We start from the raw sequence: 15,389 nt of genomic DNA on the forward strand, positions 1-15,389 counted from the left end.
CCGCACCCCTGCGCGGCCACCCGCCACCGCGCGCCTGCGTGGACGGTGCCCACCGCTGTGCGGGCCGCGCCTGCGGGGCGGTGCCCTCGGCCCACCTCCGGTGCGGGCCCGCGCACGTGGTGACCTCGCGTGGGCTGCCCCGCTCCGGGGTTCGCGCCCCGCGGGGGCGGCGCCCCCGCCACCGCCGTGTGGGCAATCGTCCCTCCCCCAGACTTCGTCCGGGGGACCCCCAGGGCTGGACGGGTGGGCACACGGGACGGCGCCCCGTGCCGGGCCCAGGCTTCCGGGCCTGGACCCGCGCCCGGCGTGCGGCGCCGTCGTGGGTTGTGCCCACCCTTCCCCGAGCTCTCGGCTTCGCTCGAGCAGGGGGGACCACCATCGCCCCGGCGGAACGCCTGCCCACAACCCGGTGCGGCGAGGGCGCGGCCCACGACCCGGCGGCCCGGCAGGGCGCGGCCCGCAACCCGCCCCGGCACGGGCTTCGTGGGGTCAGGGGGTGTTCTCCTGGGGCGTCGGGTCCACCGAGGAGCCCGTCAGGTCCTCGATCGACTCCTCCGCCGCCGCCCGGCCCTTCAGATACGCCTCGCTCAGCGGCGCCACCGGCAGCGATGCCGCCCCGTGCTCCGGCGCCGCCCGCTCCAGGAACCGCAGCAGTTCCACCGGGATCGGCAGGACCAGCGTCGAGTTCTTCTCCGCCGACACCGCCATCACCGTCTGCAGCAGCCGCAGCTGCAGCGCCGCCGGCTGCGCCGACATCACTCCCGCCGCCTCCGCCAGCTTCTTCGAGGCCTGGAGTTCGGCGTCCGCGTTGATGACCCGCGCCCGTCGCTCACGGTCCGCCTCCGCCTGCCGGGCCATCGAGCGCTTCATGGTCTCCGGTAGGGACACGTCCTTGATCTCGACCCGGTCGATCGCGACGCCCCAGCCCATCGCGGGGCTGTCGAGCATCAGTTCCAGGCCCTGGTTGAGCTTCTCGCGGTTGGAGAGCAGGTCGTCGAGGTCGCTCTTGCCGATGATCGACCGCAGCGAGGTCTGCGCCATCTGCGAGACGGCGAACTTGTAGTCCTCGACCCGTACCACCGCGTCCGCCGCGTCGACCACCTTGAAGTACACGACCGCGTCGACCCGCACCGTCACGTTGTCCCGGGTGATGCCCTCCTGTGCGGGCACGGGCATCGTGACGATCTGCATGTTCACCTTGTGCAGGCGGTCGACGACCGGAACGATCATCGTGAAGCCGGGCGCCCGTATGTCGTCGCGCAGCCGGCCGAAGCGGAAGACGACGCCGCGTTCGTACTGCTTCACGACCCGCGCCGCCGCGCCCGCGTACACCGCGAGTGCCGCAGCCGCGCCGGCCGCTACCGTCAGAAGCTCTTGGATCATCACGGCCCCCTGGAATCGAGCCGAAAGCTACAAAAAGGGTATTCCCCTACAGCCAGCTCGCGAACTCCAGGAGCAGCTCGGCATCCTGCCGACGCCCCGCGGTCAGTGCCCGCGTCCCCGACTCGACCGCGCGGAACAGGGTCCAGCCGAGCAGCCGCTCCCGGTCCAGGTCCAGGGAGTCCGCCAGTTTGTTGACCCGTCGCCGGGCCGCGGAGGCGCCGGAGGACGCGGCCACCAGGTCCTCGACCCGGTCGCGTACGAGCCGGGCGAGGTCGTAGGCCCGCTCGCCGACCAGCGGCTCGGGGCCGACGGCCAGCCAGGGCGCCCGGTCGCCGGCGAGCACCTTGCCCTGCCGGAAGTTCCCGTGCAGGAGCAGGGTCTCGGTGTCGGCCGCCACCAGCTCCTCGCGGGCCGCGAGCGCCGCCGCCGCCAGCTCCCCGGCGGCGGCGTCGGCCCGGTGATACTCCATGGCGGAGGCCTGCGCCGCCGTCCGCTCCGCCACCGTCTCGAAGCCGTGCCCGGCCGGGGGCTCGACCCACAGCTTCCGTACGGTGCCCGCCGCCTCCAGGAGCGACTTCGCCTCGGGCAGGGAGCGCAGGGAGACCTCGGAGTGGAGCCGTTCGAGGACGAGCGCGCCCTCCCCGGCCTCGTCGAGGAGCTGGACCGCGCCCCAGCCGTTCCAGTGCGCCAGCGCGTCCCGCTCCAGGTCGGGCCGGGTGAAGGGGGGCGCGATCTTGAGCGCGGCGGGGGAGCCGTCGGAGCGCCGGACGAGTGCGACCAGGCTGCTCCGTCCGCCGGGGGCCAGCACCCGTTCGGCGTCCAGGGACGCGTGGGCGAGCGCCTGGCCGGCGAGCTCGGGCAGCTTCCCGAGCCATGCGGCCGCCGCGGCGTCCCCGTACGTCTCACCGAGCGTCCTGGCCAGTCGCTGCGGCGGTTCGAAACCCATGCGTACGTTGTTCCTTCGGTCGGGGCGGGACTACAGCCGCTCGGCGAGCCCAGGAAAGGTTACGTCGCTGCCGCGCCAGCGGACGGCGCGTACCGCCGCCTCCCGGAGCGCGACGGCCGCCTCGCCCCGCGCGGGGCCCTCGGTGGCCCGGACGAGGTCGGAGTAGACCCCGGCCACCCGGCCCTCCAGGACCGCCGCGAGCCGCACCGCGCCGGCCGGGTCCGTGACCCGGAAGGGCAGCTCGTACGCGGCCTCCGCCGCCACCGGCGTCCCGCCGAGGTCCCGTACGGTCCGGCGCAGCGCGTCCCGCCGGGCCCGGTGCGCCTCGTACGCGGCGGTGGCCTCGGCCCGCCGCTCCGTGCCGATCCGGCCGCCGACGACCCCGTACCCGTACACCGCGGCGTGCTCGGCGGCCAGTGCGGCCTGGGTCGCGTCGAGGGCGCTCATGCCCGTGCTCCTTCGGTCAGCAGGTAGGCGTGGGCGGCGCCGGAGGCCGCCACCGAGGCGAGCAGCCGGGCGTACTCGGGCGGGGCGGTGAGCAGCGCGGCCGTGTGTCCTTCGGAGGCCGTGCGTTCGGCGGCGGCGAGCTCCCTGAGGGCGGCCCCGGGGTCGGTCGCCACCCGTACGGGGGTGGGGGAGGCCGTGGGCTTCCCGGAGGCGGAGGCGGAGGCGGAGGCGGACGGGGAGGTGGAGGCGGTGGCGGTCGTGGCGGGGCTCACCGTCGTGCCGCCCTCGCCGAGGGCCTTCGTGTGCGCCGCCACCGCGCGCCGCAGCGGGTTCAGCCGGGGCGCGAGGACGGGGTGGGCGGCGAGCGCCGCGTCGTAACGTTCCAGCAGGCCGCGCGCGGCGGTCACCGACCGCAGCCGCAGGGCCGCCTCGGTGCGCGCCACCCGTTCGGCCTCCAGCTCGGCGGCGCTCGGCCGCCGGGGCTGTTCGCCGGAAGGGGAGGTGCAGCCCGCGAGGGCGCTCGCTCCCGCCGCCGCACCCGCCACGAGGAGTGCGCGCCTGCCCGTCGTCGTCACGCCTTCTCCCTCGGCTGCCGTCCGTCGTCGAAGATCGTCGAGATCACCGCAGGCGAGCGTACCCGCGGGCCCCGGGGGCATGGACGGCAACACCCTCCCGGACCGGATACCCTTTGGTCTGACACGCGACGAACCCACAACAGCACACGCGGCCGAGGAGTCACCCGGATGAGCACCACCCAGAGCGACAGGCTGCGCGGACTCGTGGAGCCGCTCGTCGCCGCGAAGGACCTGGATCTGGAAGAGATCGAGGTGTCCCGGGCCGGCCGCCGCGGACTGCTGCGGATCGTCGTCGACTCGGACGAGGGCGTGGAGCTGGACGTCTGCGCCGAGCTGAGCCGCGCGATCTCCGAGAAGCTCGACGAGACCGACGCGATGGGCGAGGGCGAGTACGTCCTCGAAGTCAGCTCCCCCGGCGCCGACCGCCCCCTCACCGAGCACCGCCACTACGTGCGCGCCACCGGCCGCCTGGCGAAGCTCCAGCTGGCCGAGGACGGGGAGCTGGTCGCGCGCATCCTCGCCGTGGACGAGGACGGCCTCGACATGGAGGTCCCGGGCGTGAAGGGGCGCAAGCCCACCGCCCGCCGGGTCGCGTTCGCCGACATCGTCAAGGCGCGTGTCGAGATCGAGTTCAACCGCAAGGACAAGAAGGAAGAGGAGGCGTAGCCGTGGACATCGATGTGAAGCTTCTGAAGGGCTTGGCGCAGGAGAAGGACATCTCCTTCGAGATGCTGGTCGAGGCGATCGAGTCGGCCCTCCTCATCGCGTACCACCGGACTCCCGACGCCCGCCGCCACGCGCGCGTGGAGCTGAACCGGGCCACCGGCCACGTGACGGTGTGGGCGAAGGAGGACCCCTCCGACCTGGAGGAGGGCCAGGAGCCCAAGGACTTCGACGACACCCCGTCGGACTTCGGCCGGATCGCGGCGAGCACCGCCCGCCAGGTCATCCAGCAGCGTCTGCGGGACGCCGAGAACGACGTGACCTTCGGCGAGTACGCGCGCCGCGAGGGCGATGTCGTCGCCGGTGTGGTGCAGCAGGGCAAGGACCCGAAGAACGTCCTCGTCCGGCTCGACGACAAGCTGGAGGCCATCCTCCCGGTGCAGGAGCAGGTGCCGGGCGAGGACTACACGCACGGTCTGCGGCTGCGCACGTACGTCGTCCGGGTGGCGAAGGGTGTCCGCGGTCCGTCCGTCACCCTCTCGCGCACCCACCCCAATCTGGTGAAGAAGCTCTTCGCCCTGGAGGTGCCGGAGATCGCCGACGGCTCGGTCGAGATCGCGGCCATCGCCCGTGAGGCCGGTCACCGCACCAAGATCGCCGTCCGCGCCACCCGTTCGGGCCTGAACCCCAAGGGCGCCTGCATCGGCCCCATGGGCAGCCGCGTCCGCAACGTGATGGCGGAGCTGCTGGGCGAGAAGATCGACATCGTCGACTGGTCGGACGACCCGGCCGAGATGGTGGCGAACGCGCTCTCGCCGGCGCGGGTCTCCAAGGTCGAGGTCGTCGACATGGCCGCCCGCTCCGCGCGGGTGACGGTGCCGGACTACCAGCTGTCGCTGGCGATCGGCAAGGAGGGCCAGAACGCCCGCCTGGCCGCGCGTCTCACCGGCTGGCGGATCGACATCCGCCCGGACACCGAGCCGGCCGAGCCCCGGGACTGAGACCGTTTTTGGCCAACAAGTGTTCGATTCTTGCCCCGAACAGGTGAGGTCGGTACGGGGAGGTAGACTTAATCGTGTCTGGCCGGACGCATGCCTGCGCGTGCCCTGAGCGAACCTGTGTGGGATGCCGGGAGCGAGCGGCCAAGAGCGATCTGCTGCGGATCGTGGTGAACAAGGACGAGTGCGTTCCTGATCATCGCGGTACGCTGCCCGGCCGGGGTGCGTACCTGCACCCCGCTGTGGCTTGTCTCGATCTGGCGGTCCGCCGCCGAGCGTTCCCGAGGGCCTTCAAGGTCCAGGGGCCGCTCGAAACAGCGGAACTACGTCATCACATCGAACAGCCGGCACCGCAGTGAACAAGGAGTACGGCACGGAACACCGTGCGGTCAGGTACCTCGCGAGTTGGAAGTAGGTCGAGATTGCGATGAGCACTCGATGAGTACGCGATGAGTACGCCCATGAAGTAGCGACGGTCCGGCGGTAACCCGGACCTCACAAAGGAGCAAAGTGGCTAAGGTCCGGGTATACGAACTCGCCAAGGAGTTCGGCGTGGAGAGCAAGGTCGTCATGGCCAAGCTCCAAGAACTCGGTGAATTCGTCCGTTCGGCGTCCTCGACGATCGAGGCGCCGGTCGTGCGCAAGTTGACTGACGCTTTGCAGGGTCCCGGCGGCAACGCCGGCAAGACCGCTGCCAAGCCCGGCGCGCCCCGCAAGGCGGCGCCCTCCCCCGCGGCGCCGTCTCCGGCCGCCGCGGCTCGTCCCGCTGCTCCGAAGCCCGGCGCCCCGGCCCCCAAGCCGGCCCCCGCCGCGCCTGCGGCGCCGGCTCCGGTCACTCCGGCCGCGCCCGCGAGCAGCACCCCCTCTCCGGCTCCGGCCGCCTCGGGCCCCCGCCCGGGCCCGAAGCCCGCGCCCAAGCCGGTCACCCCGGCTCCGGCCGCCCCGGAGTTCACCGCGCCCCCGTCGGCTCCCGCCGCCGGTCAGCGCCCCGGTGGCGCCCCCTCGGGCCCCCGTCCCGCCGGCGAGCGTCCCGCCCGTCCGGGTCAGGGCGCTCCGCGTCCGCAGGGCCAGGGTGCCCCGCGTCCGCAGGGCCAGGGCGCTCCCCGTCCGGGCGGTGCCCGTCCGGCCGGTCCCCGTCCGGGCAACAACCCCTTCACCTCGGGTGGCTCCACCGGCATGGCGCGTCCGCAGACGCCCCGTCCGGGTGGCGGCGCTCCCCGTCCCGGCGGCCCCGGTGCCGCTCCGGGCGCCCCGCGTCCGCAGGGTGGCCCCGGTGGCGCCCCGCGTCCGCAGGGTCAGGGCGGTGCCCGTCCCACCCCCGGTGGCATGCCTCGCCCGCAGGCTCCCCGTCCGGGCGGCGCGCCCGGCGGTAACCGTCCGAACCCGGGCATGATGCCGCAGCGTCCCGCTGCCGGTCCGCGTCCCGGTCCTGGCGGCGGTGGCCGTGGTCCCGGTGGCCCCGGCGGCCGTCCGGGTGGTCCCGGCGGTGGCGGCGGCGGTCGTCCCGGCTTCGCCGGTCGTCCGGCCGGTCCCGGCGGTGGCGGCGGCGGCTTCGCCGGTCGTCCCGGTGGTCCCGGTGGCGGCGGCGGTCGTCCGGGTGGTCCCGGCGGCGGTGGCGGCGGCTTCGGCGGTCGTCCCGGTGGCTTCGGTGGCCGTCCCGGCGGTCCGGGTGGCCGTGGTGGCACGCAGGGCGCCTTCGGTCGTCCCGGCGGTCCCGCGCGTCGTGGTCGCAAGTCGAAGCGTCAGAGGCGTCAGGAGTACGAGGCCATGCAGGCCCCGTCCGTGGGCGGCGTGATGCTTCCCCGCGGTGGCGGCGAGGTCATTCGTCTGTCGCGCGGTGCCTCCCTCACCGACTTCGCCGAGAAGATCGGCGCCAACCCGGCGTCGCTCGTCGCGGTGATGATGAACCTCGGCGAGATGGTCACGGCGACGCAGTCCGTCTCCGACGACACGCTGCAGATGCTCGGCGACGAGATGAACTACCAGGTTCAGATCGTCTCGCCCGAGGAGGAGGACCGCGAGCTGCTCGAGTCCTTCGACATCGAGTTCGGCGAGGACGAGGGTGGCGAAGAGGCTCTGGTCTCCCGTCCGCCGGTCGTCACCGTCATGGGTCACGTCGACCACGGTAAGACCCGACTGCTCGACGCCATCCGCAAGACGAACGTCGTCGCGGGCGAGGCCGGTGGCATCACCCAGCACATCGGTGCCTACCAGGTGGGTACCGAGGTCAACGGCGAAGAGCGTCGCATCACCTTCATCGACACCCCGGGTCACGAGGCGTTCACCGCCATGCGTGCCCGTGGTGCGAAGTCGACCGACATCGCGATCCTCGTGGTCGCGGCCAACGACGGCGTCATGCCGCAGACGATCGAGGCGCTCAACCACGCCAAGGCCGCCGGCGTCCCGATCGTCGTCGCGGTCAACAAGATCGACGTCGAGGGTGCCGACCCGACCAAGGTCCGCGGTCAGCTGACCGAGTTCGGTCTGGTGGCCGAGGAGTACGGCGGCGACACGATGTTCGTCGACATCTCCGCCAAGCAGGGTCTGCACATCGACTCCCTGCTCGAGGCCGTCGTCCTCACCGCCGACGCCTCGCTCGACCTGCGGGCCAACCCGAACCAGGACGCGCAGGGTATTGCGATCGAGTCCCACCTCGACCGTGGTCGCGGTGCCGTCTCGACCGTCCTGGTCCAGCGCGGAACGCTGCGCATCGGCGACACCGTGGTGGTCGGCGACGCGTACGGCCGTGTCCGGGCGATGCTCGACGACAAGGGCAACAACGTCGAGGAGGCGACCCCGTCGACTCCCGTCCTGGTCCTGGGTCTCACCAACGTCCCGGGTGCCGGCGACAACCTCCTGGTTGTCGACGAGGACCGTACGGCCCGTCAGATCGCCGAGAAGCGCGCTGCGCGTGAGCGCAACGCCGCCTTCGCCAAGCGCGTCCGCCGGGTGTCCCTCGAGGACCTCGACAAGGTGCTCAAGGCCGGTCTCGTCCAGGAACTCAACCTCATCATCAAGGGCGACGCGTCCGGTGCGGTCGAGGCCCTCGAGGCCTCGCTGCTCCAGCTCGACGTCGGCGAAGAGGTCGACATCCGTGTCCTGCACCGCGGTGTGGGTGCGGTCACCGAGTCGGACATCGACCTGGCCATGGGCTCCGACGCCATCGTCATCGGCTACAACGTCCGTGCGGCCGGCCGTGCCGCGCAGATGGCGGAGCGCGAGGGCGTCGACGTCCGGTACTACTCGGTCATCTACCAGGCGATCGAGGAGATCGAGGCGGCGCTCAAGGGCCTCCTCAAGCCGGAGTACGAAGAGGTCGAGCTCGGTACGGCGGAGATCCGCGAGGTCTTCCGCTCGTCCAAGCTGGGCAACATCGCCGGTGTTCTCATCCGCTCCGGCGAGGTCAAGCGCAACACCAAGGCGCGACTGCTCCGCGACGGCAAGGTCATCGCCGAGGATCTCACCATCCACGGTCTGCGCCGCTTCAAGGACGACGTCACCGAGATTCGTGAAGGCTTCGAGGGCGGTATCAACCTCGGAAACTACAACGACATCAAGATCGACGACGTCATCGCGACGTACGAGATGCGCGAGAAGCCGCGCGCCTGATCGCGTCCGATCGCAGCACTGAGTCGGGGCCGGTCGGCGGAAGTTATTCCGTCGATCGGCCCCGGCCGTTGCGTGTACGGTTCTGGTGTCCCCGCCGGGTGAACGGCGGGGCCACTGACCCCGAACCGGCGGGACATCCGGATACACATGTATGTGGGGACTCTGTCCTTCGATCTGCTCCTCGGCGACGTTCATTCGTTGAAGGAGAAACGCTCCGTCGTCCGGCCCATCGTCGCCGAGCTCCAGCGCAAGTTCTCCGTGAGCGCGGCCGAGGTGGGCGACCAGGACCTCCACCGCAGGGCCCGGCTGGGCGTCGCGCTGGTGTCCGGGGACCCGGGGTTCGTATCGGACGTGCTCGACCGCTGCGAGCGGCTCGTCGCCGCACGTCCGGAGGTGGAGCTGCTGTCGGTGCGCCGCAGGCTCCACACTGATGAAGACTGATTGAGCAAGGCAAAGAAGGAGAAGGACCAGTGGCCGACAACGCGCGGGCGAAGAAGCTGGCAGACCTCATCCGGGAGGTGGTCGCCGAGAAGCTGCAGCGCGGCATCAAGGACCCCCGCCTGGGTACGCACGTGACCATCACGGACACCCGCGTCACCGGTGACCTGCGGGAGGCCACGGTCTTCTACACGGTCTACGGCGACGACGAGGAGCGCGCGAGCGCCGCGGCCGGCCTGGAGAGCGCCAAGGGCATCCTCCGTTCGGCCGTGGGCCGGGCGGCGGGGACCAAGTTCACCCCGACCCTGACCTTCGTGGCCGACGCCCTCCCGGAGAACGCCAAGACGATCGAGGACCTCCTCGACAAGGCGCGGGCCTCGGACGCCCAGGTGCGGGAGGCGTCCTCGGGCGCCGCCTTCGCGGGCGAAGCCGACCCCTACAAGAAGCCGGGCGAGGACGAAGCCGCCGAATGAGCACCTCGGGAAAGACGCCCGACGGGCTTGTCATCGTCGACAAGCCGTCGGGCTTCACTTCGCACGACGTCGTGGCCAAGATGCGCGGGATCGCCAAGACCCGTCGTGTCGGCCACGCCGGCACGCTCGACCCCATGGCCACGGGCGTCCTCGTCCTCGGCGTGGAGCGGGCGACCAAGCTCCTCGGTCACCTCGCGCTGACCGAGAAGGAGTACCTGGGCACCATCCGCCTGGGCCAGACGACGATCACCGACGACGCCGAGGGCGAGATCACGGCGTCGGTCGACGCTTCGAAGGTCACCCGGGAGCAGATCGACGCGGGCGTCGCCGAACTGACCGGCGCCATCATGCAGGTGCCGTCGAAGGTCTCCGCGATCAAGATCGACGGCAAGCGGTCGTACGCGCGCGTGCGCGGCGGCGAGGAGTTCGAGATCCCGGCCCGCCCGGTCACCGTCTCCTCCTTCCAGGTGTACGACGTCCGCGAGGCGACCGCCGAGGACGGCACCCCCGTCGTCGACCTGGTCGTCTCGGTGGTCTGCTCCTCCGGTACGTACATCCGGGCGCTCGCCCGGGACCTCGGCGCCGGCCTCGGCGTGGGCGGTCACCTGACCGCGCTGCGCCGCACCCGCGTCGGCCCGTACAAGCTGGACTCGGCCAGGACCCTGGACCAGCTCCAGGAGGACCTCACGGTCATGCCGGTCGCCGATGCGGCCGCGGCGGCGTTCCCGCGCTGGGACGTCGACGAGAAGCGGGCCAAGCTGCTGCTCAACGGCGTCCGCCTGGAGATGCCGGAGTACCCGAAGGGGCCCGTCGCGGTCTACGGCCCCGAGGGCGGGCTGCTGGCGCTCGTCGAGGACCAGCGGGGCAAGGCCAAGAGCCTCGCCGTCTTCGGCTGAGGGTGGTTCCTCCGGCCGGGGCCGGTTCCTCTGCGCCCATCGTGGGGCGGGCACGCGCACGCGTGCCCGCCCCACGGCTTTCCCCCTCGGGTTCCCCAGTGGAGTGTCTGTCCGGCGGAACCGCGGAAATTCACCCCATCAGGGAGGCGCTCGGAGTGAACGGGGGAGTGCCGGGGGGCGTGTTTCCCCGCAGGCACCTCCGGGTGATCACCGGCCGCCTACCGTCGACACCATGGGACGCGGGGACCTGGCGACGCTGGTACGGATCTGCGATCTGGCGGGCCGGCCACGCGGCACCGGTTTCCTCGCCGACCACCACGGAACGGTCGTCACCAGCCACGAAGCCGTCGACGGACTCAGCCGTGTCGTCCTGCACGCCCCCGGCGACCGGACCTGGCTCGCCGAGGCCGAGGCCGTCACCCCGCTGCCCGAGAGCGGCCTCGCGCTCGTCCGCACGGAAGGGCTCGGCGGCCGCCCGCTGCCGCTCGCGACCCGGCCCGAGATCGAACCCGGCACGTACGTACGGATCGCCGCCCAGGGCTGGCGCGAGGCCCGCGTCCTCGGACCCGCCGCCGTCACGTACACCGCCGCCGATCGCCTCCACGCCCTCGCCGACGCACTCGAACTCGCCATCGGCACCGAGGGCGCCGAGGCGCTCCGCCGCGGCGGACAGGCCGCCGGCGGCCCCGTCCTCGACACCGTCACCGGCACCGTCCTCGCCGTCCTCGGCACCGCCCTGCACGGCGACCGCCCGGCCGCCGGGTACGCCGTGCCGCTCCGGCCCACCGGCCCGCTCACCGCCCTGCTGCGCCGCAACGCCGCGACCGTCCCCGCGTACGGCCCCGACCTCAACCTCGCCGCGATCCTGGAGCTCACCGCCACCTCCACCGCGCCCGTCCGTGAGCCCGACCCCTGGCCCGAACCCGTCGAACGGCCCGACTGCGTCCGTGAGTTCGCCCGCTTCACGGCCGGCCGCGTACCCGTCCTCGCCCTCGTCGGTGCCCCCGGCACCGGCCGCACCACCGCCCTCGCCGCGCTCTGCGCCCGCCGCGCCCGGGGCGTCGCCCCCGCCCCCACCGTCCGGCTGCGCGGCGCCGACCTGCGCGCCGAGGACCACTCCCTCGCCGACGCCGTCGGCCGCGCCCTGCACCAGGCCGGCCGGATCGTCGCCGCCTCCGGGGCGCTCGGCGACACCACCACCGCCACCCCGGAGCGGGCCGCCGCCCTCGCCCGGGACGCCGGCCGCCCGCTCCTCGTCGTCCTCGACGGCCCCGAGGAGATGCCGCCGCTCCTCGCCCACCGGCTCGCCGACTGGACGACGGCCACCGAACGGTGGCTCCGCACCCACGAGGTCCACCTCGTCACCGCCTGCCGCCCCGAGCACTGGGAACAGGCCGGCGCGCTCTACACCCCCGGCGCCCTGCACCGCCCCGCGCCGGACCCAGGCGACGGGCCGTCCGCTGCCGCGACTGGCTCCGGGCCGTCCGCTGCCGCGACCGGCTCCGGGCCGTCCGCTGCCGCGACCGGTCCCGGGCTGCCCGCCGCCGTCGTCCTCGGGCCGTACTCCGCGACGGAGGCCCGTGCCGTACGCGAGGGGTACGGGATCGGGGAGACGGACCTTGCCGAGGCGGACGCCCGGCACCCGCTCGCCCTGCGGCTGCTCGCCGAGGTGCGGGCCGCGCTGCCGGGGGACGTGCCCGGGCGGCCCGGGCGCGAGGAGATCTTCACCGCCTACCTGGACCTGATGTGCCTGCGGGCCGCCGTCCGGATCGCCGCGGGCTCCCGGCCGCTGCCCCGGGGGACCGCCGTCCGCCGGCTCGCCGCGCGCGTGACCGGCCGGCTGCACGAGGCGGCCCGCCGGTGCCTCGGCCCCGGGCACGGCGTCCTCGACCGGGCCTCCTTCGAGGAGCTGTTCCCCTGGCGGGAGGGCTGGGCCTCGGCCGTCCTCACCGAGGGCCTGCTGGTCCCGGCGGGCGCGGGCTACCGCTTCGCCCACGAAGAACTCGCCGACTGGGTCCAGGCGGCCCACCTCGACCTGGACACGGCCCTGCACGCCCTGGTCCACGGCCGCGACGAGGGCCCGGCGACGGCGGGCCCTCGTGCACCCGAGCCGGGTCCGCCCGGCGAGCTCGATGCGGCCGCCGCACCCGGCACGCCCGCCTCGTCCGGCACCTCCGCCTCCTCCGGCACCTCCGCCTCCTCCGGCGCGAGCCCCCTCGTCGACGTTCCCCGGCAGCGGGGCCGTGGGGGCGAGGGAGGGGGTGGGCAGTTGCCCGTGCCCCGGCATCGGATCGGGCCCGTGCTGCAGGCCTTGCTCCTGCTGCACCGGGAGCGCGGGCCCGCCGGGCTCGCGCCGCGGCTCGGGGGGCTCGCCGAGGCGCTCGGGCGGTTCGCCGGTGAGGGGCGGGGCGGGGACGGGGCCTGGTGGGCCGCGCGGCTCCTCGGCGAGAGCGTGCGTCGGCTGCCGGACCCGAGGCCGTACCTGCCCGTGCTGCGGCTGCTCGCCGATCTGATCGGGGCCCGCCCCGAGCGGCACCCGGTCTTCGCCGCCTTCGGGTCCGCGTTCTGGCTGGGCCTGCCGCTCGGCGAGGACGAGCGGATCGACCTGCTGCGGCGGCTCGTCCCGGCTGACCCGATCCCGGGCGCGGAGCGGGACGGCGGCGACCGGAGCCTCGACGCCGTCGCGGCGGCGCTGGCCGCCGACCCCCGCGGCGTCCAGCCGCTCCTCTGCCGCTGGTTCGGCGACGACCGGCCCCTCCCCGCCGCCCCCCACGCGACCGTCGCCACCGCAGCCCAGGCCCTCCTGCACACCCACCGGGGGCTCGCCGTCGACGACCTGTGCGAGGCGCTCGTCGCCACCGCCCACCCCCTCGCCGACGGCCTCCTCGCCGCACTGGCCGAGGACGAGCCCTCCGCCCTCTGCCGGGCCGTCGACCGCTGGGCCCACGACGACGGACGCCCGGAGCGGCGCGTCGCGGCCGCCGCGTACGGACACCTGGCCGCGGGGCACGCCACCACCTCCGCCGACCGCGAGCTCCTCCGCTACGCCGCCCTCGCCCTGCTGGCCCGCCCCGGCGACCAGACCCTCCACGGCGCCGCACTCGGACTCCTCGTCCGCGACCCGCACAGCCGCGCCCGCCACCTGCCGCGCGCCCTCGCCGAGCCCCGGGTGCCCGCGGCAGCGCTCGTCGAGGCCCTCGCCACCCACCCCGACGGGGTCCTCGCCGCCTTCCGGGCCCGGCTGATCGGCACCGGCGAGGCGCCGGCCGGCGCCCTGCGGGCCCTCGCGGAGGTCGACACGCCCGCCCTGGCCCGCCGGATCGCCGCCCTCGTCCGCGACTACGCCGCCCGGCACCCCGAGGGAGCGCCGCTCGTCGCCGCCTTCGTCGACCGTCGTCTGGAGGACGGCCCGGCGGCCAGGGCGATCCTCTTCCCGCTGGTCACGGGCCTGATCCGAGGTCGCCCCGCGCCGCTCCGGCGCGCCCTCGCCCCCGTCCTCGCCGCCCCCGGCACCGGGGCCTCCCGTCATCTGCGGGGCGAGCTGCTCGACGTACTCCTGGAACACGAGCGGTACGAGGCCGAGACCGGGGAGCTCTCCGTCCTGGAGGCGCTCCTGCGGGCCGCCGCGGAGGGCGCCGAGCGCCGCAGCGCGCCGCGCACCCGGGAGCTCGCCCACCGGGCCGGCGCCCTGTGCGTCCGTACGCCCGAGGGGGCCTGGCGACTCGACCGGACGCTGGCCGGAGCCGTCCGCGAGCTGCCCGCCTTCGCCGTGCTCCTCGCCGCCTGGACGGTCGCCGCCCCCGGTGAGTGGGCCCCGCTGCTCGGCCCGGAGACCCTCCGGGCGCTGCGAAGTCCCGGCACTGCCATGCCGATGCGTACCGACGGCCGTGGACATGGCAGTCTTAGACCTGCGTAAAGGCGAACAGGGCGAACAGGCGGACGAGGAGCGGTCACAGTGCAGCGCTGGCGTGGCTTGGAGGACATTCCCCAGGACTGGGGACGCAGCGTCGTCACCATCGGCTCCTACGACGGGGTGCACCGCGGGCACCAGCTGATCATCGGGCGTGCCGTCGAGCGCGCCCGTGAGCTGGGCGTTCCCTCCGTCCTCGTCACCTTCGACCCGCACCCCTCCGAGGTCGTGCGCCCCGGCAGCCACCCGCCGCTGCTCGCCCCGCACCACCGGCGCGCCGAGCTGATCGCGGAGCTCGGCGTGGACGCGGTGCTGGTGCTGCCGTTCACGGCGGAGTTCTCCCAGCTGTCCCCGGCCGACTTCATCGTCAAGGTGCTCGTCGACAAGCTGCACGCGAAGGCCGTCATCGAGGGCCCCAACTTCCGCTTCGGGCACCGGGCCGCCGGCAACGTCGCCTTCCTGACCGAGCTGGGCGCCACCTACGACTACGAGGTCGAGGTCATCGACCTGTACGTCAGCGGGGCCGCCGGCGGCGGTCAGCCCTTCTCCTCCACCCTCACCCGCCGCCTCGTCTCCGAGGGCGACATGACCGGCGCGGCCGAGATCCTCGGCCGCCCGCACCGGGTCGAGGGCATCGTCGTCCGCGGCGCGCAGCGCGGCCGCGAGCTCGGCTTCCCGACGGCCAACGTCGAGACCCTGCCGCACACGGCGATCCCGGCGGACGGCGTCTACGCGGGCTGGCTGACGGCCGCGGGGGAGCGGATGCCGGCGGCGATCTCGGTCGGCACGAACCCGCAGTTCGACGGTACGGAGCGGACGGTCGAGGCGTACGCGATCGACCGTGAGGGGCTCGACCTGTACGGGCTGCACGTGGCCGTGGACTTCCTGGCGTACGTGCGCGGCATGCTCAAGTTCGACACGCTGGACGATCTGCTGCAGGCGATGGCGGGCGACGTGAAGCGCTGCCGCGAACTGACGGAGGAGTACGACCGCGCCTGACCCCCGCCCGTGTGGGCCCGCGCCCCCGCCCGTGTGGGCAATCGTCCCGCAG

The 15,389-nt window shown here is 74.0% G+C and carries 13 protein-coding genes; 9 read left to right on the plus strand and 4 right to left on the minus strand.

What is annotated here, in order from left to right; all coding sequences use genetic code 11:
* Nucleotides 1–489 precede the first annotated feature (489 nt).
* The 4 genes from ACN9M0_RS26965 to ACN9M0_RS26980 are packed head-to-tail and all read right to left on the minus strand — an operon-like array spanning nt 490 to nt 3,351.
* Entirely contained in the window at nt 490–1,383 is an 894-nt protein-coding gene (locus tag ACN9M0_RS26965) for a slipin family protein (protein WP_366038656.1), read from the minus strand.
* Nucleotides 1,384–1,429: 46 nt separating this feature from the next.
* Nucleotides 1,430–2,329, minus strand: coding sequence for an aminoglycoside phosphotransferase family protein (locus ACN9M0_RS26970; RefSeq protein ID WP_366038655.1), 900 nt, complete (start codon nt 2,327–2,329; stop codon nt 1,430–1,432).
* A 30-nt stretch (nt 2,330–2,359) separates the two neighbouring features.
* A complete protein-coding gene (locus ACN9M0_RS26975) occupies nt 2,360–2,776 on the minus strand; it encodes a ferritin-like domain-containing protein (protein ID WP_426404340.1) in 417 nt (138 codons plus the stop codon).
* Nucleotides 2,773–3,351: a hypothetical protein gene (locus tag ACN9M0_RS26980; RefSeq protein WP_426404341.1), complete on the minus strand. Its 579-nt coding sequence runs from the start codon at nt 3,349–3,351 to the stop codon at nt 2,773–2,775. The genes ACN9M0_RS26975 and ACN9M0_RS26980 overlap by 4 nt, the downstream gene beginning before the upstream one ends.
* A 168-nt stretch (nt 3,352–3,519) precedes the next feature.
* Here ACN9M0_RS26980 and rimP point away from each other — a divergent pair, with 168 nt between their 5' ends.
* The 9 genes from rimP to ACN9M0_RS27025 all read left to right on the plus strand — a co-directional run bounded on the left by rimP (nt 3,520) and on the right by ACN9M0_RS27025 (nt 15,337).
* A complete protein-coding gene (gene rimP / locus ACN9M0_RS26985; protein ID WP_366038652.1) occupies nt 3,520–4,017 on the plus strand; it encodes a ribosome maturation factor RimP in 498 nt (165 codons plus the stop codon).
* Between the two features lie 2 nt (nt 4,018–4,019).
* A complete protein-coding gene (gene nusA, locus ACN9M0_RS26990; RefSeq protein ID WP_366038651.1) occupies nt 4,020–5,015 on the plus strand; it encodes a transcription termination factor NusA in 996 nt (331 codons plus the stop codon).
* Nucleotides 5,016–5,089: 74 nt separating this feature from the next.
* Nucleotides 5,090–5,371 (plus strand): YlxR family protein, encoded by a 282-nt coding sequence (locus ACN9M0_RS26995; RefSeq protein ID WP_366038650.1) that lies wholly within the window; start codon nt 5,090–5,092, stop codon nt 5,369–5,371.
* Between the two features lie 151 nt (nt 5,372–5,522).
* Entirely contained in the window at nt 5,523–8,621 is a 3,099-nt protein-coding gene (infB, locus tag ACN9M0_RS27000; RefSeq protein ID WP_366038649.1) for a translation initiation factor IF-2, read from the plus strand.
* Between the two features lie 147 nt (nt 8,622–8,768).
* Nucleotides 8,769–9,062 carry a DUF503 domain-containing protein gene (locus tag ACN9M0_RS27005; RefSeq protein ID WP_019889861.1) on the plus strand — a complete coding sequence of 98 codons (294 nt, stop codon included), beginning with the start codon at nt 8,769–8,771 and terminating at the stop codon, nt 9,060–9,062.
* A 29-nt stretch (nt 9,063–9,091) separates the two neighbouring features.
* Complete coding sequence (rbfA, locus tag ACN9M0_RS27010) at nt 9,092–9,532, plus strand: 30S ribosome-binding factor RbfA (RefSeq protein ID WP_329850685.1); 441 nt, start codon at nt 9,092–9,094, stop codon at nt 9,530–9,532.
* Nucleotides 9,529–10,428: a tRNA pseudouridine(55) synthase TruB gene (gene truB / locus ACN9M0_RS27015; protein ID WP_366038648.1), complete on the plus strand. Its 900-nt coding sequence runs from the start codon at nt 9,529–9,531 to the stop codon at nt 10,426–10,428. Before rbfA ends, truB begins: the two co-directional genes overlap by 4 nt.
* 232 nt (nt 10,429–10,660) lie before the next feature.
* Nucleotides 10,661–14,344, plus strand: coding sequence for a trypsin-like peptidase domain-containing protein (locus ACN9M0_RS27020; protein WP_426404342.1), 3,684 nt, complete (start codon nt 10,661–10,663; stop codon nt 14,342–14,344).
* A 39-nt stretch (nt 14,345–14,383) separates the two neighbouring features.
* Nucleotides 14,384–15,337 carry a bifunctional riboflavin kinase/FAD synthetase gene (locus ACN9M0_RS27025; RefSeq protein ID WP_366041864.1) on the plus strand — a complete coding sequence of 318 codons (954 nt, stop codon included), beginning with the start codon at nt 14,384–14,386 and terminating at the stop codon, nt 15,335–15,337.
* Nucleotides 15,338–15,389: the final 52 nt, after the last annotated feature.

The sequence above is a fragment of the Streptomyces sp. R-07 genome, assembly GCF_049913175.1.
Taxonomy (GTDB): Bacteria; Actinomycetota; Actinomycetes; order Streptomycetales; family Streptomycetaceae; genus Streptomyces.

Coding starts and splice junctions, on each gene's coding strand:
- ACN9M0_RS26965 (WP_366038656.1), bottom strand. CDS start 1,383: ATGATCCAAGAGCTTCTGACGGTAGCGGCCGGCGCGGCTGCGGCACTC.
- ACN9M0_RS26970 (WP_366038655.1), bottom strand. CDS start 2,329: ATGGGTTTCGAACCGCCGCAGCGACTGGCCAGGACGCTCGGTGAGACG.
- ACN9M0_RS26975 (WP_426404340.1), bottom strand. CDS start 2,776: ATGAGCGCCCTCGACGCGACCCAGGCCGCACTGGCCGCCGAGCACGCC.
- rimP (WP_366038652.1), top strand. CDS start 3,520: ATGAGCACCACCCAGAGCGACAGGCTGCGCGGACTCGTGGAGCCGCTC.
- ACN9M0_RS27005 (WP_019889861.1), top strand. CDS start 8,769: ATGTATGTGGGGACTCTGTCCTTCGATCTGCTCCTCGGCGACGTTCAT.
- truB (WP_366038648.1), top strand. CDS start 9,529: ATGAGCACCTCGGGAAAGACGCCCGACGGGCTTGTCATCGTCGACAAG.
- ACN9M0_RS27020 (WP_426404342.1), top strand. CDS start 10,661: ATGGGACGCGGGGACCTGGCGACGCTGGTACGGATCTGCGATCTGGCG.